At 63.2% G+C, this 21,474-nt stretch carries 20 protein-coding genes; 9 read left to right on the plus strand and 11 right to left on the minus strand.

Going from position 1 to position 21,474, the window contains the following annotated elements; all coding sequences use genetic code 11:
* Nucleotides 1-73 precede the first annotated feature (73 nt).
* The 4 genes from F1609_RS02890 to F1609_RS02905 all read left to right on the plus strand — a co-directional run bounded on the left by F1609_RS02890 (nucleotide 74) and on the right by F1609_RS02905 (nucleotide 3,765).
* The gene (locus F1609_RS02890) at nucleotides 74-559 is read left to right on the plus strand and encodes a chemotaxis protein CheW (protein WP_167074423.1); all 486 of its coding nucleotides are present in this window, start codon (nucleotides 74-76) and stop codon (nucleotides 557-559) included.
* A 34-nt stretch (nucleotides 560-593) separates the two neighbouring features.
* Nucleotides 594-2,348, plus strand: coding sequence for a methyl-accepting chemotaxis protein (locus F1609_RS02895; RefSeq protein ID WP_167074425.1), 1,755 nt, complete (start codon nucleotides 594-596; stop codon nucleotides 2,346-2,348).
* Entirely contained in the window at nucleotides 2,348-2,812 is a 465-nt protein-coding gene (locus tag F1609_RS02900) for a hypothetical protein (RefSeq protein WP_167074427.1), read from the plus strand. The genes F1609_RS02895 and F1609_RS02900 overlap by 1 nt, the downstream gene beginning before the upstream one ends.
* 149 nt (nucleotides 2,813-2,961) lie before the next feature.
* The gene (locus F1609_RS02905; protein ID WP_167074429.1) at nucleotides 2,962-3,765 is read left to right on the plus strand and encodes a sulfite exporter TauE/SafE family protein; all 804 of its coding nucleotides are present in this window, start codon (nucleotides 2,962-2,964) and stop codon (nucleotides 3,763-3,765) included.
* Here the strand turns inward: F1609_RS02905 and lgt are convergent.
* Both lgt and F1609_RS02915 read right to left on the minus strand, forming a co-directional pair.
* Nucleotides 3,716-4,561: a prolipoprotein diacylglyceryl transferase gene (gene lgt / locus F1609_RS02910; RefSeq protein ID WP_167074431.1), complete on the minus strand. Its 846-nt coding sequence runs from the start codon at nucleotides 4,559-4,561 to the stop codon at nucleotides 3,716-3,718. The two genes, F1609_RS02905 and lgt, sit on opposite strands and share 50 nt — an antisense overlap.
* Nucleotides 4,539-5,456: a LysR substrate-binding domain-containing protein gene (locus F1609_RS02915; RefSeq protein WP_167074433.1), complete on the minus strand. Its 918-nt coding sequence runs from the start codon at nucleotides 5,454-5,456 to the stop codon at nucleotides 4,539-4,541. Before F1609_RS02915 ends, lgt begins: the two co-directional genes overlap by 23 nt.
* Before the next feature lie 128 nt (nucleotides 5,457-5,584).
* On the opposite strand from F1609_RS02915, the gene ilvD reads away from it, so the two are divergent.
* Nucleotides 5,585-7,270, plus strand: a complete 1,686-nt coding sequence (gene ilvD, locus F1609_RS02920; RefSeq protein WP_167074435.1) for a dihydroxy-acid dehydratase — start codon at nucleotides 5,585-5,587, stop codon at nucleotides 7,268-7,270.
* A 92-nt stretch (nucleotides 7,271-7,362) separates the two neighbouring features.
* Here the strand turns inward: ilvD and F1609_RS02925 are convergent, their stop codons facing one another.
* On the minus strand, nucleotides 7,363-7,593 hold the full coding sequence (locus F1609_RS02925; protein ID WP_167074437.1) for a TIGR04438 family Trp-rich protein: 231 nt from the start codon (nucleotides 7,591-7,593) through the stop codon (nucleotides 7,363-7,365).
* A 185-nt stretch (nucleotides 7,594-7,778) separates the two neighbouring features.
* On the opposite strand from F1609_RS02925, the gene F1609_RS02930 reads away from it, so the two are divergent.
* Entirely contained in the window at nucleotides 7,779-8,087 is a 309-nt protein-coding gene (locus F1609_RS02930) for a c-type cytochrome (RefSeq protein WP_167074439.1), read from the plus strand.
* A gap of 84 nt (nucleotides 8,088-8,171) precedes the next feature.
* On the opposite strand, the gene F1609_RS02935 is transcribed toward F1609_RS02930, so the two are convergent.
* From F1609_RS02935 to folD, 6 genes are all read right to left on the minus strand, one after another.
* Complete coding sequence (locus F1609_RS02935; RefSeq protein WP_167074441.1) at nucleotides 8,172-9,317, minus strand: branched-chain amino acid ABC transporter substrate-binding protein; 1,146 nt, start codon at nucleotides 9,315-9,317, stop codon at nucleotides 8,172-8,174.
* A 251-nt stretch (nucleotides 9,318-9,568) separates the two neighbouring features.
* Nucleotides 9,569-9,925 (minus strand): DUF2486 family protein, encoded by a 357-nt coding sequence (locus F1609_RS02940; protein ID WP_167074443.1) that lies wholly within the window; start codon nucleotides 9,923-9,925, stop codon nucleotides 9,569-9,571.
* Nucleotides 9,922-10,347, minus strand: coding sequence for a DNA polymerase III subunit chi (locus tag F1609_RS02945; RefSeq protein WP_167074445.1), 426 nt, complete (start codon nucleotides 10,345-10,347; stop codon nucleotides 9,922-9,924). The genes F1609_RS02940 and F1609_RS02945 overlap by 4 nt, the downstream gene beginning before the upstream one ends.
* Before the next feature lie 8 nt (nucleotides 10,348-10,355).
* Nucleotides 10,356-10,988: a glutaredoxin family protein gene (locus F1609_RS02950; RefSeq protein WP_167074447.1), complete on the minus strand. Its 633-nt coding sequence runs from the start codon at nucleotides 10,986-10,988 to the stop codon at nucleotides 10,356-10,358.
* Nucleotides 10,989-11,014: 26 nt separating this feature from the next.
* Nucleotides 11,015-13,099, minus strand: coding sequence for a M3 family metallopeptidase (locus F1609_RS02955; protein WP_167074449.1), 2,085 nt, complete (start codon nucleotides 13,097-13,099; stop codon nucleotides 11,015-11,017).
* A 57-nt stretch (nucleotides 13,100-13,156) separates the two neighbouring features.
* A complete protein-coding gene (gene folD, locus F1609_RS02960) occupies nucleotides 13,157-14,002 on the minus strand; it encodes a bifunctional methylenetetrahydrofolate dehydrogenase/methenyltetrahydrofolate cyclohydrolase FolD (RefSeq protein WP_167074451.1) in 846 nt (281 codons plus the stop codon).
* 279 nt (nucleotides 14,003-14,281) lie between these two features.
* On the opposite strand from folD, the gene aceE reads away from it, so the two are divergent.
* From aceE to lpdA, 3 genes are all read left to right on the plus strand, one after another.
* Entirely contained in the window at nucleotides 14,282-16,978 is a 2,697-nt protein-coding gene (gene aceE / locus F1609_RS02965) for a pyruvate dehydrogenase (acetyl-transferring), homodimeric type (protein ID WP_167074453.1), read from the plus strand.
* 83 nt (nucleotides 16,979-17,061) lie between these two features.
* Nucleotides 17,062-18,414 (plus strand): dihydrolipoyllysine-residue acetyltransferase, encoded by a 1,353-nt coding sequence (gene aceF / locus F1609_RS02970; protein ID WP_167074455.1) that lies wholly within the window; start codon nucleotides 17,062-17,064, stop codon nucleotides 18,412-18,414.
* Nucleotides 18,415-18,427: 13 nt separating this feature from the next.
* Nucleotides 18,428-20,251, plus strand: coding sequence for a dihydrolipoyl dehydrogenase (gene lpdA / locus F1609_RS02975; protein WP_167074457.1), 1,824 nt, complete (start codon nucleotides 18,428-18,430; stop codon nucleotides 20,249-20,251).
* Between the two features lie 223 nt (nucleotides 20,252-20,474).
* Here lpdA and F1609_RS02980 read toward each other — a convergent pair whose 3' ends face one another.
* Together F1609_RS02980 and F1609_RS02985 are read right to left on the minus strand one after the other, a co-directional pair.
* Nucleotides 20,475-20,660, minus strand: coding sequence for a hypothetical protein (locus F1609_RS02980; RefSeq protein ID WP_167073460.1), 186 nt, complete (start codon nucleotides 20,658-20,660; stop codon nucleotides 20,475-20,477).
* 96 nt (nucleotides 20,661-20,756) lie between these two features.
* Nucleotides 20,757-21,419 carry a TetR/AcrR family transcriptional regulator gene (locus F1609_RS02985; RefSeq protein WP_167074459.1) on the minus strand — a complete coding sequence of 221 codons (663 nt, stop codon included), beginning with the start codon at nucleotides 21,417-21,419 and terminating at the stop codon, nucleotides 20,757-20,759.
* Nucleotides 21,420-21,474: the final 55 nt, after the last annotated feature.

The raw sequence follows: 21,474 nt of genomic DNA on the forward strand, positions 1-21,474 counted from the left end.
CTCCGCCTCCCTGTCACCCGACGCCCGGTTCTTTTTCACGCAAGGTTTGCGTAACCAGAACGAAAGCGATCTCATGTCCAGCTTCACCAACAGCAGCGGCGCCGTCCCGGCGTCCGAGTATCTCGCCTTTACGCTCGGCGCCGAAGAATACGGCGTCGATATCCAGAAGGTGCAGGAATTGCGCGGCTACGACGCCGTCACCTGCATCGCCACCGCGCCAATGTACATCAAGGGCGTCATCAATTTGCGCGGGATCATCGTGCCGATCGTCGACCTGCGCATCAAGTTCGGCAACGCGCTGCCGCGCTACGACCAGTTCACCGTGGTCATCATCCTCAACCTCGGCGCGCGCGTCATGGGGCTGGTGGTCGATAGCGTATCCGACGTCAGCACCCTCGACCCGGCCCAGATCAAGGCCGCGCCGGCGATCGGCGCCGACTTCGGCAGCGGCTACGTGGCCGGGCTGGGCGTGATCGGTGCGCGCATGCTGATCCTGATCGACATCGAGCGCCTGATGGCGGCCGACGCACCGCACCTGAGCGACGCCATTGCCGCTTGAGCAGCGTCTTCCTCACCCTACACAAGGATTTATTATGAAAAACGCAAAATACAATATCGGTACCCGCCTCGGCTTCGGATTCGCGGTCCTGCTCTCCATGACGCTGGCGCTGGCCGTGATCGGCATCACCTCGCTCGGCACGGTGGAAGAGCGGCTGGAAGGCATCGTGCAAGGCAACATGCAGCGCATGGAGTCGCTGCGCCGGATGTCGGAGTCGGTCCACATCGTCGCCCGCGTGTCGCGCACCATGGCCCTGCTGGACGACGACGCGGCGAAGGAACACGAATCGGTCAAGATCGCCAAGGCGCGCGAACGTTACGACGCCGCCCTGAATGCTTTTTCCGGTAACGCCACCAGCGCCGCCGACAAGGCGTTCGTGGCGAGCATGACCGCACTGCAGGCCAAGGTCAGGCCGCTTAACAACCAGGTCATTTCCCTGGTGCGCGAGAACAAGCAGGCCGAGGCGACCACGCTGCTGATCGCCCGCGCCGCGCCGGCGACCCAGGACTGGCAGGATGCGCTGGCTACCCAGATCGAGGCGCAGCAAAAAACGGTGACCGACGCCGCCGCCGCGGCCGGTGCCAGTTACGAGCGGGCGCGCAGCCTGATGCTGGGACTGAGCGCGCTGGCGCTGGCCATCGGCGCCGTGCTGGCGTGGCGCGTGACGCGCTCCATCACGGTGCCGATCAATGCCGCCGTGCGGGTGGCGCAGACGGTGGCGGCGGGCGACCTATCGAGCACCATCGACGGCCATGAGGGCGACGAAACGGGGCGCCTGATGCTGGCGCTGAAAGACATGAACGACAACCTGGCCAATATCGTCGGCCAGGTGCGCGGCGGCACCGGCAGCATCGCCACCGCCTCGGCCGAAATCGCCAGCGGCAACCTGGACCTGTCTTCGCGCACCGAGCAGCAAGCCAGTTCGCTGGAAGAAACCGCATCGTCGATGGAAGAAATGACCTCGACCACGCGCCAGAATGCCGAGAATGCGCGCCAGGCCAATGTGCTGGCGGCGTCGGCCTCGGCGGTGGCGCACAAGGGCGGCGCGGTGGTGGCCCAGGTGGTCGACACCATGCGGGACATTAATGCCGCATCGCGCAAGATCGTCGACATCATCTCGGTCATCGACGGCATCGCGTTCCAGACCAACATCCTGGCCCTGAACGCCGCCGTCGAAGCGGCACGGGCCGGCGAGCAGGGGCGCGGCTTTGCCGTGGTCGCCTCCGAAGTGCGCAACCTGGCGCAGCGTTCGGCCGCCGCCGCCAAGGAAATCAAGGTGCTGATCGGCGACTCGGTCGAGAAGGTCGACTTCGGCGCCAAACTGGTGGGCGAGGCCGGCAACACCATGACCGAGATCGTCGCCAGCGTGCAGCGCGTGACCGACATCATGAGCGAAATCAGCGCCGCCAGCGCTGAACAGGAAGCGGGCATCGACCAGATCAACCAGGCCATCGGCGAAATGGACACCGTCACCCAGCAAAACGCGGCACTGGTCGAGGAAGCCGCAGCGGCCGCCGAAGCATTGCAGGAGCAGTCGGCCGGTCTGGCGACCCTGGTCGGCGTGTTCAAGCTGGCCGGCCCGGCCGCGCCCGGGCCCGGCGCGTCGCAAAGCGCGTCGCCTGGCGCGTCGCATAGCGCGTCGCATAGCGCGCCGCCTGGCGCGTCGCATGGCGCGACAGCACGCAGCGCCAGGGTGGTCACGCTGCATCCGGTGCGCCGCGCGGCGCCCGCCCGGCCGCTGCGGGTTGCCAATGGCCGCGCCGATGATGCAAACTGGGAGCAGTTCTGATGCGCGTGACCGGCATCGGCGCGCCGTGGGTGCTGCTGATCGATCCTGATGAAGAGATCGCTGCGCTGCTGGCGGCGCTGCTCGCGCCCGTCCATCGCGTCGCGGTCGCGGCCAACGCCGCCGCCGCCGGGGGCTTGCTGGCCGCGTGCGCCCCTCGCCTGATCGTGGCCGACAGTGCCGTCGACGGCGTGCCGGCCCTGCTGGCGGGGGGCGCCAGCCTGCCGCCGGTGCTGTTGCTCTGTGGCGCGCTGCCTGACCTCGACACTGCGCGCCGGGCCGAGCTTGTGTTGCTCAAGCCGGGCACCTCCAGGCGCCACCTGCGCCTCACCCTCTTGGGGATGCTGAACGCCTGCGCCTATCCTGAAACGGTCGGCGCGCTGCGGCAAGCAATTCGTCACCCGCCTGTCGCAGTTGCAACAGGTGGCCAGACCCTCGACGGTAAGGCGATCGCCGTGCCCGGCTAGCTGTCTCTGGCCCCGGCGGTGAATGCCGACGTTGCGTTGTAGAATACTTGTCAAGGCGAGTCCGTGCGTGGCTTGCCATCAACGCAAGCCTTACCGAACGCACCCATGACGACTGCAACTGTAATGACGGCCACCCAAGGGGGGCGCCGATGGACCCGGGCCTGATTCTGATCCTGCTGGCGATGGGGACCGCAGGCGGCTTCGCGGCCGGCCTGCTGGGCATCGGCGGCGGCATGGTGCTGGTCCCCTTCATCACCATGATCTACACCGCCGAGCATTTTCCACCCGAGGCGGTGGTCCACATGGCGATCGCCACCTCGCTCGCCACCATCATGTTTACCTCGCTGTCGTCGGTGCGCGCCCATCATGCGCATGGCGCGGTGCTGTGGCCGATCGTGCGCATGCTCACGCCTGGCATTGTGATCGGTTCCTGGATCGGGCCGTGGCTGGGCAAGCAGCTCAACACCACCGCGCTGGCGCTGGTGTTCGCCGTATTCGTGGCGTTTTCGGCCACCCAGATGTTGAGCGGCAAAAAGCCGGCCGGCGCGCGCGAGCTGCCGGGGGCGCCCGGCATGTTCGCCGCCGGCGGGGTGTTCGGCGTGGTCTCGGGGGTGGTGGGGGCGGGCGGCGGCTTCATGTCGATCCCGTTCATGACCTGGTGTAACGTCAAGATCCACAACGCCGTGGCCACCAGCGCCGCGCTGGGTTTTCCGATCGCGCTGTCGGGCACCTTGTCGAACATCTGGTTCGGCTGGCACCAGCCCGGCCTGCCGCCGTATTCGCTCGGCTACATCTACCTGCCGGCGCTGGCCGTGATTGCCACGGCCAGCGTATTGGCCGCACCGCTCGGCGCGCGCGCGGCGCACCGCATGCCGGTGCAGCAGTTAAAACGCATCTTCGCGTTCATTTTGTATGCGCTGGCTGGCTATATGCTGTGGAAGGCGTTTCACTGAGGCCGCTTTTGTCATTGCGGTAAGCCCACACCAGCATCGCCACGCCGCCTGCGATCATCGGCAGCGACAGCATCTGGCCCGAGGTAATTGGCAAGCCGGCCACGCTGACCTGCCAGTCGGGCACGCGGAAGTATTCGGTAAAGAAGCGCGCGCAGCCGTACAGCAGGGTGAACATGGCGCCTACCGCCAGGCGCGGGCGCTGCTTGCGCGCATAGATCCACAGCAGCACGAACACCACCAGGCCGTCGACGATCATCTGGTACAGCGGCGACGGATGGCGCGGTCCCTGCACGCCCGGCCACAGCATGGCCCATGGCAAGCTGGCGTCGGCCACCCGGCCCGGCAGTTCGGCGTTGATGAAGTTGCCCATGCGCCCGGCGGCATAGCCGAGCGGGACCAGCGGGGCGATGAAATCATACACGTCGAGCAGGTTGCGCTTCGCCTTGCGGGCCCACAGCGCCATCCCGACCAGCACGCCCAGAAAGCCGCCGTGGAACGACATGCCGCCCTGCCAGACCTTGAAGATGGCGACCGGATCGGCCATGAAGCGCGCCGGTTGATAGAAGAAGACTTCGCCCAGGCGCCCGCCGATGATCACCCCCAGCATGCCGTAGAACAGCATGTCGTCCAGGTCTTCCTTCTTCCAGCCGCGCGCGGCGATGTGCGGCTGCTTGATGCGCACGCGTCCGAGCGCGAGGAACATGGCGAACGCCAGTACGTACATCAGGCCGTACCAGTGCACGTGCAGCGGGCCGAGCGAAAAGGCGACGGGGTCAGGCATCGGGTGGGTCAGCATCGGTATTCTTTCGTAGTAAATCCAAAAAGCCCTGCAAGACCGGCGAGACGGCGTCGCGCCGCCAGGCCAGCCCGGTTTCCACCTGCGGCGTAGGATCGCGCAGGGCCCGGTATTCTACGCCGGGCCGCATCAGCTTGGACACCGATTGTGGCACAAGTGCCATCCCCATGCCGGCCGACACGAGGCTGACGATGGTCTGCATCTGGATCGCTTCCTGCCCGATCTCGGGGGTGATGCCGGCCGCGCGAAAGCAGGCCAGGATGGCGTCGTGCAAGGCCGGCGCGATCGGGCGCGGAAAGATGATCAGCGGCAGCGGCGGCAGCGCGGCCAGCGCCACCGCCTGGCCGGCCGCACTGGTGCTCACGCCGGCCGGCAGGGCCACGATCAGCGGCTCGGTCAGCACCTTCAGGTAATCGAGTTCCAGGCGCGCCTTGTCCGGCAGCGGCGCGATCAAGAGGCCCGTATCGATGCGCCCATGCAGCAAGTGGTCGATCTGGACGTCGGAGGTCGCTTCCTGCAGCGCGATGCACACTTGCGGAAAAGCCGCGCGGTAGCGGCGCAGGAAGGGCGGCAGCACGCTGTAATCGGCCGAGGAGACGAACGCCAGCGACAGGCGCCCGGCTTCGCCGGCGGCGGCGCGCTGCACCAGCGTGGGAAGAAAGCTGCTGGCGGCCAGGATGCGGCGCGCTTCCGGCAGCAGGGCGGCGCCGGCCGGCGTGAGCTCGACGGCGCGGCGGCTGCGCGCGAACAGCGGCGCGCCGAGCAACTCTTCGAGTCCCTGGATGGTTTGCGACAGCGGCGGCTGGGTCATGTGCAGGCGCAGCGCGGCCTTGCCGAAGTGAAGTTCTTCGGCGACGGCGACAAAATAGCGCAACTGGCGCAGTTCAAGGTGCATCGATATGCGCTTCCATGTCAATTACAGACTGTGATATGCCGGGCGACTCACAGCGATGCAAATGATATATTTGACGCGCGCTTGCCTGCAAGGCATTCTTGTCGCTATCAAATCATCCGGAGCAAGCCATGTCAGACCAGCCACGCTACAACCGTCGTTCCCGCAACATTACCGAAGGCGTCTCGCGCAGCCCGAACCGCTCGATGTACTACGCCATGGGCTATGAAACCGAGGACTTCGACAAGCCGATGATCGGCATCGCCAACGGCCACTCGACCATCACGCCGTGCAACTCGGGCCTGCAAAAGCTGGCCGACATCGCCATTACCACGATCAAGGCGGCCGGCGCCAATCCGCAGGTGTTCGGCACGCCGACCATTTCGGACGGCATGTCGATGGGCACCGAAGGCATGAAATATTCGCTCATCTCGCGCGAAGTGATCGCCGACTGCATCGAAACGGCCGTCAACGGCCAGTGGATGGATGGCGTGGTCGTGATCGGCGGTTGCGACAAGAACATGCCGGGCGGAATGATCGCCCTGGCGCGCACCAATGTGCCGGGCATTTATGTGTACGGCGGCACCATCAAGCCGGGCAACTGGAAAGGCAAGGACCTGACCATCGTCTCGGCCTTCGAGGCGGTGGGCGAATTTACCGCCGGGCGCATGTCCAAGGAAGACTTCGACGGCATCGAGCGCAACGCCTGCCCGTCGGCCGGTTCCTGCGGCGGCATGTACACGGCCAACACCATGTCATCTTCGTTCGAGGCGCTGGGCATGGGTCTGCTGTATTCGTCGACCATGGCCAATCCGGACGATGAAAAGGTCGGCTCGGCCGCCGAATCGGCGCGCGTGCTGGTCGAGGCGGTCAAAAAGGACTTGAAACCGCGTGACATCATCACCCGCAAGTCGATCGAGAACGCGGTCTCGCTGATCATGGCCACGGGCGGATCCACCAATGCTGTGCTGCACTACCTGGCGATCGCCCATGCGGCCGAGGTCGAATGGACCATCGACGATTTTGAACGCGTGCGCCAGAAAGTGCCGGTTATCTGCAACCTCAAGCCCTCCGGGCAGTACGTGGCGACCGACCTGCACAAGGCCGGCGGCGTGCCGCAAGTGCTCAAGCTCTTGCTCGACGCGGGCCTCTTGCACGGCGACTGCATCACCATCACCGGCCGCACGATCGCCGAGGAACTGGCCGAGATCCCGTCGGTACCGGACCCGAAGCAAGATGTTATCCGCACCATCGACAAGGCGCTGTATCGCCAGGGCCACTTGGCCATTCTCAAGGGCAACTTGTCGCCGGAAGGCTGCGTGGCCAAGATCACCGGCCTGAAAAATCCCGTGATCACCGGTCCGGCGCGCGTCTTCAACGACGAGTATTCCGCCATGGATGCAATTTTGGCGGACGGGATCAAGGCGGGCGACGTGCTGGTGATGCGTTACCTGGGGCCGAAGGGTGGTCCGGGCATGCCCGAAATGCTGGCGCCGACGGCGGCCTTGATCGGCAAGGGGCTGGGCGAATCGGTGGGCCTGATTACCGACGGGCGTTTTTCGGGCGGGACCTGGGGCATGGTGGTCGGGCACGTGGCGCCGGAAGCCTTCGATGGCGGCACGATTGCACTGGTGGAAGAGGGCGATTCGGTCACCATTGATGCGCACCAGCAGCTGATCCAGCTGAACGTGAGCGACGAGGAAATTGCGCGCCGGCGCGCCAACTGGGTCAAGCCGGCGCCGCGCTACACGCGCGGGGTGCTGGCCAAGTTCGCGGCGCTGGCGTCGTCGGCCAGCAAGGGGGCGGTGACGGGGTGATTGCTATAAAGCTATCTGAATAAACTACCAGCATGTAAACCGCCGCCCCCGCGCCTGCGCGGGGGCGGCGGATCCTGCGTTACAGGCTTTCTCTACCGCTTGTTCGCCTTGTCAAACGACTCTTTGATACGTGCCTTGCGGCGCTCTTCATCGACGTTGTGCGCTTTCTTCTTGTCCAGTCCCAAAATCTTCTCGACAAACTCGAACCAGATGAAGGCCGCGAACATCAGCCCGATGATCCACCACCACGACAACTCGGCAAAACGCCAGACTTCGAAATAGCGCAGACCCACAAGCGCTGCAATTAATAGAATCACTGGCATGGCAAACTCCTTTTCATACGCATATCTTACAAACAATTGCTCCAGAGAGGCAGTAAAATTGTGTCGGTAGGAAAATATTTGGGTCAACCAACCACATGCTTGACCCGTTATAGAGCGTGTGGCCGCACATTCGGCTAGCCGAAACACGGTAAAATTGCATTCAGTTGTTCACTCTGGAGAAATACATGAAACGGTCCCTGATGTTGTTCACGGTATTGTCGGCGCTGGCGTCGTCGAGCGCCATGGCAAACGCCGATCTGGCAAAAGCAAAAAATTGCATGGCTTGCCACGCGGTCGCGAACAAGGTGGTCGGGCCAGCCTACAAGGATGTCGCAGCTAAATACGCCGGCCAGAAAGATGCCGAAGCCAAGCTGGTTGCCAAAGTCCTCAAGGGCGGCGCCGGTGCCTGGGGCGCGGTACCGATGCCAGCCAATCCACAGGTCAGCGACGCCGAAGCGCGCACCCTGGTCAAATGGATCATGACCCAGAAGTAAGCTCGCCGCACCCAATAAAAAACGCGCTCCTGGCGCGTTTTTTATTGCCCGCAGGCGCAGGCCGCAGCCCGCGCCCGACGGCGCTTACTTGACTACGGACATCTTGGTCTTCTTGCCACCCTTGTAGGTGTACATGGTCAGCGCGCCATCCTTGATGTCGCCCTTGTCGTCGAACTGGATCGGGCCGGTCACGCCTTGGTATTTGATCTTCTGCAGTTCCGGCAGGTACTTGGCCGGGTCGGCCGACTTGGCGTTCTGCATCGCGGTCGCCATGACCATCACCGCATCGTAGACATACGGCGAGTACAGCTGCACGCTTTCGTTCGGGAAGCGTTTCTTGTAGCGTGCCACGAAGTCGGCAAACGCTTTTTCTTGCTCGCCAGTCACGCCGCCCGCTTCGGCGCAGGTGACGATGCCTTCGCCGATGCCGTCACCGGCCAGGCGCGCCAGCGATTCGGTGCAGACGCCGTCGCCGCCCATGAATTTGGCGTTGATGCCGAGCGCCTTCATTTGCTTGAGCATCGGGCCGCCGACCGCATCCATGCCGCCGAAGAAGATCAGGTCCGGCTTCTTGCTCTTGATCGAGGTCAGGATGGCGGTGAAGTCGGTCGCGGTGGCGCTGGTGAATTCTTTGCCGACGATCTTGACCGCCGGATTCTGGGCCTTGGCGCCTTTCATGAATTCGGTGGCCACGCCCTGGCCGTAGGCCGAGCGGTCGTCGATGACGGCGATATTGGTGGCCTTCAGGGTGTCGACCGCGTAACGGCCCAAGGTACCGCCGAGCTTGTTGTCGTTGGCGACCACGCGGAAGGCCGACTTGAAGCCTTGCTTGGTGTATTCGGGAATCGTGGAGGACGGCGAAATCTGCGGAATGCCGGCGTTATGGTAAATGCGCGAGGCCGGGACGGTGGTGCCCGAGTTGAGGTGGCCGATTACGCCGTTGACCTTGGCATCGACCAGTTTTTGCGCCACGGCCGTGCCCTGCTTGGGATCGGCGCCGTCGTCTTCCAGCACCAGTTCCAGCTTGACCTTTTTGCCATTGATCATGAAGCCTTTGGCGTTCAATTCTTCCACGGCCATCTTGGCGCCGTTCTCGTTATCCTTGCCCAGGTGCGCGGTGGCGCCCGAAATCGGGCCGACGTGGCCGATCTTGACGATGTCCTGCGCGCTGGCGCTGGTGGCGAAAGCCATGGCGATTGCGAGTGGAATGAGTTTGGTCGTGAACTGCATGTGCATTCTCCATTGGATTGAAAACAGACAGCGCTCGTGGCGCCGTTTCGAAAATTTTGTGTAGGGCAAAAGGTACAACAATTTAAATGCAACGCAAAGCCGATTGTAAAAATTTTCGCAACAATTTGACGCCGCTCACCGTAAACGTGCGCGCCAGCCGTCCGTGCACAGCGGCGTGCACCCGATTGAGGCTGTTTTGTAAGCAAATGAAAGGCGCCGGCCATGGTTGCAGGCGTCGGCGCGCAGGGGAATCAGGGCGGCGGCTGGCGCTGCTGCAAGCTGCTCAGTTCTTGCGCGACGGCGCGCGCAACGATGCCGTCGACCGACTCTTGCAAGCCGCGGCGCAGCTCCGCCGTGATGCTGCCGACGGCTTGCCGCAGCACCTGTTCCAGGCTCTCGCGCAGGCGCTGTTCGAGCATGATGTCGACGCCTTCCTGAAGTTGCTGCACGATGCGCTCGGACAGGCGCCGTTCCAGCGCCGCCCACTCGGGGTCGGCGTCAAGCGCGGGCGCGCTATCGACGGCGCTCTCGGCCGGCGTCTCGCCTTTATCGGAAAACAATTCCGTCAATACAGGGATATGCGGGTCGAACGGACGAGCCTGGCTCATGACTGGCCTGCGACGAAATGGGTCAATGGATAGGATTGCTGCTTGTAGGCGACGTAGCGCTTGCGCCCGGCGGCGGCGTCGCTCTCATCGGTGGAGATGATCTCGAACACCCGCTGGAAACGTGCCAGCTGGGCCGGCGTGGCCCGGGTCAGGTTGACCAGCATGTCATGATGGGGCAGCTCGGCCGCGTCATCATGGGCGATGATGATCGGGGTGTGCGCGGCCAGCGGGTCGCCGGCCATCACATGCGGCAGGAAATCGGTTTCCGACAAGGTCCACAGGGCCTGGTCCAGCGCTTGCGCCTGCGCCGCATCCTCGGCCAGCAGCACCACGCGGGCGCGGCTGGCAAGCGCTTTGCGCGCCAGCCGGCAGGCGTAGATCAGCTTGTCCGGGATATTGGTATGGAAATCGATGCGGGTCATCGGCGTGCTCAGAATACGAAGCCGGGCGGGGCGGTCTTGTCGGCCGGCGGCGCGGCCGGTGCGGCTTTGCGGTTGACCGAGTCAGCCTTGGCCTGGTCTTCCGCTTTTGGCACGACCGGTTCCGGCGGCGAGGCCGGACTGGCCTTCGGATACTGATACGCTGCCGGCAGGATCTTCTTTTCCGGATAGGAAGCGTCGGTCAGCATGGAATTCCAGGCGCCCGCTTCAAACCCGGTCGACTTGGCGCGGCCGATCTTGATGAATGGCAGGCGGCCGTCGCCGCCGGCTTCCTTCATCTTGGCTTCATCGGCGGCCGTTTGCACGGTTTTCTCGACAAACGGAATGCCGCGCTCCTTGAGGAAGGTGCGGGCCTGGTCGCAAAAATCGCATTTGGTGCGCGTAAACAGCGTCACCGGATGGGCGCGCACCGCCTGCGCCAGCGCATACGGCAGCGGCACGGTGGCCGCGCCGCCGGCGCCGGCCTTGATTTCGACCGGCTTGGCGTTGGCCGGCGGCGGCTTGTCGCTGAAGGTGACCTTGCCGGAGGCATCGACCCATTTGTACATCTGCTGCGCGCCGGCGCCACCCGCGCACAGCAACAGTGCCATCATCGTGCCAGCCATCTTTTTTGTTACTGTCATTACAATTCTCCTGCTGGCATGGTCTTTCAGGACTGCATGCCGCTGTGGCGCAACAGCGCATCGATACTGGGCTCGCGGCCACGGAATGCCTTGAACGATTCGAGCGCGGGGCGCGAACCGCCGACGGCCAGTATCTCTTGCTGGAAGCGTTTGCCGGTTTCTTCGGAAAGGGCTCCGCCGCCGGCCTCGACCGCTTCTTCGAAGGCGGCGTAGGCATCGGCGGACAATACTTCTGCCCACTTGTAGCTATAGTAACCGGCGGCGTACCCTCCGGCAAAAATATGTCCGAAAGAGTGTTGGAAACGGTTAAATGCGGGCGGCATCATGACCGAGAACTTCTGGCGCACGTCGTTGATCAGTTCCTGCACCGTTTGCTTGCTGGCCGGGTCGAAGTCGTAGTGCAGGTGCATGTCGACCAGCGAAAACTCGACCTGGCGCAGGGTTTGCAGGCCGGACTGGAAGTTTTTGGCGGCCAGCATCTTGTCGTACAGCGCGCGCGGCAGCGGCTCGCCGGTCTTCACGTGGGCGGTCATGTGCTGCAGCACGTCCCATTCCCAGCAGAAGTTCTCCATGAATTGCGATGGCAGTTCGACCGCGTCCCACTCCACCCCGGAAATGCCGGAAACGGCGATTTCGTCCACCTGGGTGAGCATGTGGTGCAAACCGTGGCCAAATTCGTGGAACAGGGTGGTCACTTCATCGTGCGTAAACAGCGACGGCTGCACCTGGCCGTCGACGGTGGCCGGCGGCGTGAAGTTGCAGGTCAGGTAGGCGACCGGGGTTTGCAGCAGGCCGCCGGTTTGCAGGCGGCGCCCGCGCGCGTCGTCCATCCAGGCGCCGCCGCCCTTGCCGCTGCGGGCGTACAGGTCGAGGTAGAACTGGCCGACCAGCTTGCCGCCCTTCTCGATGCGGAAGAAGCGCACGTCCGGATGCCAGACGGCGGCGGTGTCGGGCAAGATCTCGACCGAGAACAGGCTTTGCACCAGGCGGAACAGGCCGTCCACGACTTTCGGCTCGGGGAAGTATTCCTTCACTTCCTGGGCCGAGAAGGCGTAGCGGCGCTCGCGCAGCTTTTCGGAGGCGTAGGTCAGGTCCCAGGCTTCGACCTGCTCGATGCCGAGTTCATCCTTGGCGAAGGCGCGCAGTTCGGCCAGGTCTTGCTCGGCGAACGGACGCGCGCGGCGCGCCAGGTCTTCCAGGAATTCGATCACGTGTTCGGGGCTCTGGGCCATTTTCGGCACCAGCGAGACTTCGGCGAAATTGCGATAGTCGAGCAATTTGGCTTCTTCGTCGCGCAACTTGAGCAAACTGGCGATGTTGCTGGTGTTGTCCCACTTTTCCAGCTCGCTGAACACGGTGCCCATGTCGGACGCCTTGGTGGCGCTGGCGCGGTAGATCGTTTCGCGCAGCTCGCGCTTGTCGGCAAATTGCAGGATCGGGAAGTAGGACGGGAAGTGCAGGGTGAACTGGTAGCCGGCCTTGCCGTCTTTCTCGGCGGCGGCGCGCGCGGCTTGCTTGACGTCGTCCGGCAGGCCGGCCAGGTCGGCAACATCCTCGACCATCAGCTTGTAGTCGTTGGTGGCGTCGAGCACGTTTTCCGAGAAGCGGGTCGAGATGCTGGCATGCTGTTCCTGGATCTCGGCGAAGCGCTGCTTTTTGGACTCGGGCAGTTCGGCGCCGCCCAGGCGGAAGTCGCGCAGGGCGTTTTCGACGATGCGCTTGCGCGCCGCCGACAGCGTTTCGTACGCAGCGCTGGCGCGGATCGCCTTGTATTTGGCGAACAGGGTTTCGTTCTGGGCCAGCGCGGTCCAGAATTCGGTCACTTTCGGCTGGTTGTCGTTGTAGGTGGCGCGCAGTTCCGGCGTATCGACCACGTTGTTGAGGTGGCTGACCACGCCCCAGGCGCGCCCCAGCTGTTCGGTCGCTTCTTCGAGCGGAATGACGAAGTTGTCCCAGGTCACGTCGTCGGACGGGGCTTCGAGTTCGGTCACGACCGTGCTCGCGTGCGCGATCAGCTGGTCGATGGCGGGGGTGACGTGCTCCGGCTTGATATCGTTAAAACGTGGCAGGTCGCTGAAATCGAGCAGGGGATTGCTGGTATCGGTAGTCATGGGTTTTTCCTCAAGTCGGTTTCAATAAATGGTCTGGCGCGCCGGAGCCGTCTGTTATCAGTTGCGCTCGGCCGCTTCGACGGTGTTCATCAGCAGCATGGTAATCGTCATCGGACCCACGCCGCCCGGTACCGGCGTGATGTGGGAAGCCACTTCGCGCACGCCGGCGGTGTCCACATCGCCGCACAGTTTTCCGTCATCGTCGCGGTTCATGCCCACATCGATGACGATCGCTCCCGGCTTGACCATGTCGGCCGTGAGCGTGTTGCGGCGGCCGACGGCGGCCACCACCACATCGGCCTGGCGCGTGTGGTAGGCCAGATCCGGGGTCGCACTATGGCATATGGTCACGGTGGCGTTCGCTTGCAAGAGCAACAGCGCCATTGGCTTGCCAACCGTGTTGCTGCGCCCGATGACGACCGCGTGCTTGCCGCGCAGATCGACTCCGGTGCTTTCGATCAGTTTCATGCAGCCGTACGGGGTGCACGGGCGGAAACCCGGCAGGCCGGTCATCAGTTCGCCGGCGCTCAGCACCGAGTAGCCGTCCACGTCTTTGGTGGTCGAGATCGCCTCGATCACCTTGTTCGGGTTGATGTGCTTTGGCAGCGGCATCTGCACCAGGATGCCGTGGATGGCCGGATCGGCGTTCAGGCCGGCAATGCGTTCCAGCAACGCCGCTTCGCTCAGGTCGGCATCGTACTTTTCCAGGATCGAATGAAAACCCACATCCGCGCAGGCCTTGACCTTGTTGCGCACGTACACGTGGCTGGCCGGGTCTTCCCCCACCAGGATCACGGCCAGCCCGGGCTGCTTGCCTTTGGCGGTCAGGACACTGGCGCGCTGCTTGATTTCTGCGCGTAATTGTTGGGAGAGGAGAACACCATCGATCAGTTGAGCGGACATGATTTTTAGCCGGAGGGAGGGAAAAGCGAGATTATAAAGCCGCTGCTGCTATCGCGTGCCCCGAATCCCCGGAACTCCCCATACTCTTGCATCGAAAGAAAGATGAACTTTACGTTCACGTCAAGCCAAATTCCATAATATGAAACGATATATCGCAATTTGAAAATGCAGAAAACTACTGTTAGAATTGCTGCACTAAATTTGGGTATTGGTAAATAATCAGCAAAACGTCCGCCGTCGATGTCGATCGGGTAGGGCACTAACAAAGGAGACGCATCAATGTCAGCTCAACTCGACCAGTTGACGGCAGCAGCCGCCAACGATCCCGACACGCTCGAAACCAAGGAGTGGCTCGACGCGCTCGAAGCCGTCATTGAAAATGAAGGCACCGACCGCGCGCACTACCTGATGGAACGCATGGTCGACCTGGCCCGCCGCCGCGGCGCCCACATCCCGTTTTCCAGCAACACCGCCTACGTCAACACCATCCCCACCCACCTCGAAGAACACTGCCCCGGCAACCTGGAGTACGAAGAGCGCCTGCGCTCGTGGATGCGCTGGAACGCGATGGCGATGGTGGTCAAGGCCAACCGCGCCGACGGCGACCTGGGTGGCCACATTTCGAGCTTCGCCTCGCTGGCGAACATGCTCGGCATCGGCTTCAACCATTTCTGGCGTGCTCCTACCGCCGACCATGGCGGCGATCTGCTGTACCTGCAAGGCCACTCGTCCCCCGGCATTTACGCGCGCGCCTTCCTGGAAGGGCGCCTGTCCGAAGACCAGATGCTCAATTTCCGCCGCGAAGTCGACGGCAAGGGCCTGTCCTCGTATCCGCACCCGAAACTGATGCCGACCTTCTGGCAGTTCCCGACCGTCTCGATGGGCCTGGGCCCGCTGATGGCGATCTACCAGGCGCGCTTTTTGAAGTACCTGCACGCGCGTTCGATCGCAGATACGTCCAACCGCAAGGTCTGGGTCTTCTGCGGCGACGGCGAGATGGACGAGCCGGAATCGATGGGCGCGATCGGCATGGCCGCGCGCGAGCGCCTCGACAACCTGGTGATGGTCGTCAACTGCAACCTGCAGCGCCTTGACGGCCCTGTGCGCGGCAACGGCAAGATCATCCAGGAACTCGAAGCGGACTTCCGCGGCGCCGGCTGGAACGTGGTCAAGGTCATCTGGGGCCCGGGCTGGGACGCCCTGCTGGCCAAGGACAAAGAAGGCATCCTGCAGCGCGTGATGATGGAAACCGTCGACGGCGAGTACCAGAACTACAAGGCCAAGGATGGCGCCTACGTGCGCAAGAACTTCTTCGGCAAGCATCCGAAGCTGCTCGAAATGGTCGCCAACATGACCGACGACGACATCTGGCGCCTGACCCGCGGCGGCCACGATCCGCACAAGATCTACGCCGCCTTCAAGATCGCGCAGGAAAACAAGGGTACCCCGACCGTCCTGCTGGTGAAAACCGTCAAGGGCTTCGGCATGGGCAAGTCCGGCGAAGCGCGCAACACCGCGCACCAGACCAAGAAGCTCGACGACGAAGCGATCCGCGAAATGCGCGACCGCTTTGGGATCCCGATCCCCGACGACAAGCTGGCCGAGATCCCGTTCTTCAAGCCGGCCGACGACGCGCCCGAAATGGTGTACCTGCACAAGCGTCGCGAACTGCTGGGCGGCTACCTGCCGCAGCGCCGTCCGCAAGCTGCCGAATCGCTGCCGGTGCCTGCGCTGTCGGCATTCCAGAATGTGCTGGACGCGACCGCCGAAGGCCGTGAAATCTCGACCACGCAGTCCTTCGTGCGTATCATTTCGACCCTGCTGCGCGACCCGAACCTGGGCCAGCGCATCGTGCCGATCCTGGTCGACGAATCGCGTACCTTCGGCATGGAAGGCCTGTTCCGCCAGATCGGCATCTTCAATCAACAGGGCCAGTTGTACGAGCCGGTCGATAAAGACCAGGTCATGTACTACCGCGAAGACAAGGCCGGCCAGATTCTGCAAGAGGGCATCAACGAAGCGGGCGGCATGAGCTCGTGGATCGCCGCGGCGACCTCGTACTCGACCAACAACCGGATCATGATCCCGTTCTACACCTTCTACTCGATGTTCGGCATGCAGCGCATCGGCGACCTGGCGTGGGCGGCGGGCGACATGCGCGCACGCGGCTTCCTGATGGGCGGCACCGCGGGCCGCACGACCCTCAACGGCGAAGGCTTGCAGCACGAAGATGGCCACAGCCATGTGATGGCGGCGACCATTCCGAACTGCCTGCCGTACGATCCGACCTTCGCGCATGAAGTCGCGGTCATCGTCCAGGACGGCCTGCGCCGCATGGTGGCGGAGCAGGAAGACGTGTTCTACTACATCACGCTGATGAACGAGAACTACGAGCAGCCAGGCCTGACCCCCGGCACGGAAGAAGGCATCCTGAAAGGCATGTACCTGCTGAAAGCGGGCAACGCGGCTACCAAGCAGCGCGTGCAGCTGATTGGTTCGGGCACCATCCTGCGCGAATCGATTTTTGCTGCCGAACTGCTGCAAAACGACTTCGGCATCGCGGCCGATGTGTGGTCGGCGCCGTCGCTGACCCTGATCGCCCGCGAAGGCCAGGATGCCGAGCGCTGGAGCATGGTGCATCCGACCGATGCGCCACGCCTGCCGTACGTCACGCAGCTGATGGAAAAGACCACCGGTCCGATCATCGCCACGACCGACTACATGCGCCTGTTCGCAGAACAGATCCGCGCGTTCATGCCGAAGGGCCGCACCTACAAAGTGCTTGGTACCGATGGTTTTGGCCGCTCCGACAGCCGCGTCAAGCTGCGCGAGTTCTTTGAAGTGAACCGTTACTATATCGTCGTGGCGGCGCTCAAATCGCTGGCCGACGAAGGCGTGATTGCAACGTCCGTGGTGGCCGATGCGATTGCCAGGTACGGCATCAATCCTGAAAAACCGAATCCGGTGACCCAGTAACTTTGCCCGGCGTCCCCCGGCATGCAGCGCGAGCGGCATGCCGGGGGACGCGCGACTAAACGAATAAGAACGGAGTAAACGCTATGAGCATTGTGGAAGTCAAAGTCCCGGATATCGGCGACTTCAAGGAAGTCGAAGTCATCGAACTGATGGTCAAGCCGGGCGACACCATCAAGGTCGACCAGTCGCTGATCACGGTCGAATCCGACAAGGCCAGCATGGAGATCCCGTCCAGCCACGCCGGCGTGGTCAAGGAACTCAAAATCAAGGTCGGCGACAAGGTCGCCGAAGGCGCACTGCTGCTGATTCTCGAAAGCGATGACGCAGCCGCAGCACCGGCAGATGCCGCACCTGCCGCCGCAGCAGCACCTGCGCCAGCGCCAGCCGCCGCAGCCGCTCCGGCGCCAGCCGCCGCAGCTCCGGCACCAGCCGCGGCACCGGCACCAGCTGCGGCACCGGCACCAGCACCCGCCGCCGACGCCGCACCAGCGCAATCGAACGCCAAGGCGCACGCCTCGCCGTCGATCCGCAAGTTCGCGCGCGAACTCGGCGTCGACTTGCTGCGCGTGCCCGGCAGCGGTCCAAAGGGCCGCATCACCCAGCAGGACGTGCAGAATTTTGTGAAGGGCGTGCTCGCGAGCGCGTCGCCTGGCAACGGCAGCAAAGCCTCTGGCGGCGGTACCGGCGTCGGTCTCGACCTGCTGCCATGGCCGTCGCTCGACTTCAGCAAATTCGGTCCGACCGAACTGTTGCCGCTGTCGCGCATCAAGAAAATCAGCGGCCCGAACCTGCACCGCAACTGGGTCATGATCCCGCACGTGACGCAGTTCGACGAGTCCGACGTGACCGACCTCGAACAGTTCCGCGTCGATTCGAACGCCGCGCTGGCCAAGTCCAAGTCGACCTTCAAGCTGACCATGCTCGCTTTCGTGATCAAGGCCAGCGTCGCCGCGCTGAAAAAATACCCGGCGTTCAACGCCTCGATCGACGCCACCGGCGCCAACCTGATTCTCAAGCAGTACTACAACATTGGCTTCGCGGCCGATACGCCGAACGGCCTGATGGTCCCGGTCATCAAGGACGCCGACAAGAAATCGATCTCGCAGATCGCCGTCGAAATGGGCGAACTGTCGGCCCAGGCGCGCGACGGCAAGCTCAGTCCCGCCAACATGCAGGGCGCGACCTTTACCATCTCGTCGCTGGGCGGCATTGGCGGCACGGCTTTCACGCCGATCATCAACGCACCGGAAGTGGCGATCCTTGGCCTGTCCAAATCGTCCATGAAGCCGGTGTGGGACGGCGCGGCCTTCCAGCCACGCCTGATGCTGCCGCTGTCGCTGTCGTACGACCACCGCGTGATCGACGGCGCCATGGCCGCCCGCTTTACCGCTTATCTGGCAGAAGTCATGTCCGATCTGCGCAAGACCTTGTTATAAGGACGACACAGCGATGAGCACAATCGAGGTAAAAGTACCGAATATCGGCGACTTCAAGGAAGTTGAAGTCATTGAAGTGATGGTCAAGGTGGGCGACACGATCAAGGTCGACCAGTCCCTGATCACCGTCGAATCCGACAAGGCCAGCATGGAAATCCCGGCCAGTAACGCCGGCGTGGTCAAGGAAATCAAGGTCAAGGTGGGCGACAAGATCGCCGAAGGCTCGATGCTGCTGGTGCTGGAAGAAGCTGGCGACGCTGCTGCGGCTCCGGCTGCCGCAGCCCCGGCAGCGGCTCCGGCGGCAACTGCCGCTGCGGCACCAGCCGAATCGCAGGCGCCTGCGCATCCGACGCCGCCAGCCGCTCCGGTGGCCGCAGCACCCGCGCCAAGCATGGCCAAGTACGACGGCAAGGTCGACATCGAATGCGAGATGATGGTGCTGGGCGCAGGCCCTGGCGGCTACTCGGCGGCATTCCGCTCGGCCGACCTGGGCATGAACACGGTGCTGATCGAGCGTTACGCCTCGCTCGGCGGCGTGTGCCTGAACGTCGGCTGCATTCCATCGAAAGCGCTGCTGCACGTGGCGGCCGTGATCGATGAAACGCAGGCCATGTCCAAGCACGGCATCAGCTTCGCTAAGCCCGAAATCGACATCGACCAGCTGCGCGCCTACAAGGACAAGGTCATCACCAAGATGACCACCGGCCTTGCCGGCATGGCCAAGATGCGCAAGGTGAATGTGGTGCAGGGCGTCGGCCAGTTCGTCAGCGCCAACCACATCGAAGTGACTGCCGCCGACGGCAGCAAGAAGATCGTGCAGTTCCAGAAGGCGATCATCGCCGCCGGTTCGGCCGTGGTCAACCTGCCGTTCGTGCCGAAAGATCCGCGCATCGTCGATTCGACCGGCGCGCTGGAACTGCGCCAGATCCCGAAACGCATGCTGGTCATCGGCGGCGGCATCATCGGCCTGGAAATGGCGACCGTGTACTCGACCTTGGGTAGCCGCATCGACGTGGTGGAAATGCTCGATGGCCTGATGCAGGGCGCCGACCGCGACATGGTCAAGGTCTGGCAGAAGTTCAACGAAAAGCGCTTCGACAAGGTCATGACCAAGACCAAAACGGTCGCCGTGGAAGCGCTGGAAGAGGGCATCAAAGTGTCCTTCGAAGCAGCGGACGCCGGCGCCACCGCGCCCGAGCCGCAGATCTACGACATGGTGCTGGTGGCCGTGGGGCGCAGCCCGAACGGCGGCAAGATCGCTGCCGACAAGGCCGGCGTGACGGTCACCGACCGCGGTTTCATTCCGGTCGACGCGCAGATGCGCACCAACGTGCCGCACATTTTCGCCATTGGCGACCTGGTGGGCCAGCCGATGCTGGCGCACAAGGCGGTGCACGAGGCGCACGTGGCGGCTGAAGCGGCGCATGGCGAGAAGGCGTTCTTCGACGTCAAGGTGATTCCATCGGTGGCCTACACCGATCCCGAAGTGGCATGGGTCGGCATTACCGAAGACGAGGCGAAAGCGAAGGGCATCAAGCTCGAAAAAGGGCACTTCCCGTGGGCCGCGAGCGGACGCGCGGTTGCCAATGGACGTGACGAAGGCTTCACCAAGCTGCTGTTCGACGCCGAGACGCACCGCATTGTCGGCGGCGGCATCGTCGGCACGCATGCGGGCGACATGATCGGTGAAATCGCGCTGGCGATCGAGATGGGTGCCGATGGCATCGATATCGCCAAGACGATCCACCCGCATCCGACCCTGGGCGAGTCGATCGGGATGGCGGCGGAAGTGTATGAAGGTACCTGCACGGACTTGCCGCCGGTGCGCAAGAAGTAAGCTTTAAGAAGCAAGAGCAGGAATACAAAAAGCCCCGTTCGCGCGTATGCGTCAACGGGGCTTTTTTTGGCGGTTGCGATGGCCAACAAGCTCAAAACCATCTTCCCCGCGAAGGCGGGGATCCATACCACCCAGGATAAGAGGTGCTATGGATTCCCGCCTTCGCGGGAAAGACGGTCTTAAGGCTAGAGGCATCTTTCAGCGCTAACGTCTACCGAAGCTGCTAGTGAAAACTCACCCACCGCGTCGGAATCTCAATACTCCCCGACCTCGCGGCCGCCGCATACGCGTGCATCTCCGCGACCACCGCTTCGAGTTGTTCCATATTCGGGTTCTCTAAAAAACCCTTCATCCGTTCATTCAGTGACGCTTGCTGGTCATGCCATTCGTAGCGAGCAGACTTGCTCATACCATCCTCCTTGAAAGACGTGAACTGTGCCAGAAAAAACGCACCAATTCGGTGCGATGACGCACATTCTCCCGGGCACTCGGTCGCCGGCATGGGTCAGGGCGCCCGCAGCACGCTGCGGTAAAACAGGTCGAGCCGCTGCTCCAGCGCCTTTTCCACTTCTTCCCGCGCCTGCGCAACCGGCTGGAACAAGAACCGCCCGAAGTACTCGCCCTGCACGCAATTGAGCAGAAACGTCGGAATCAATTCGAGCGCCAGGTCCTCGCGCAACTGCGCCCGGATATCGGGTCGCGCAAAATAGCGGGTCAGCATGTCGCGCGTCTGGCGTGGTCCGGCTTCGTAAAACGAGACCGACAACTCGGGGCTGGACGCCGCTTCGGCAATCACCATGCGCTGCATGCTCAAGGCCTCCGGCGCCGTGATCATGTCGAAGAACTGCAAGCTGAATTCGGAAATGACCTGCCTGAGCGGCCGCATATCCTGTTCCACCTCGCTGGCCGTGAAGAAGCGGCTGCGGTTGGCCAGCAGGACCGCCTGGAACAGGCCCGCCTTGCCGCCGAACTTGACGTAAATCGTGCGCACCGCCACGTGCGCTTCACGGGCGATGGTTTCCAGGCTGACCTTGCCGTAGCCGTGCTTGAGCATCAGCTGGCCGGCGGTCTCGATCAGGTTGTTGTGGCGCGCTTCGAGCTCGCAGGCGCGCGGCCGGCCCGCCGATTTGGCGGCCGGAACTACGGGGGCAGGGGAGGCTGTCGTCATGGCCTCACTCTAATTCAATCCAAAATGAAATGCAACCGTTTCATTTCTTGACTTG

This window comes from Massilia aquatica, from assembly GCF_011682045.1.
GTDB lineage: Bacteria > Pseudomonadota > Gammaproteobacteria > Burkholderiales > Burkholderiaceae_D > Telluria_A > Telluria_A aquatica.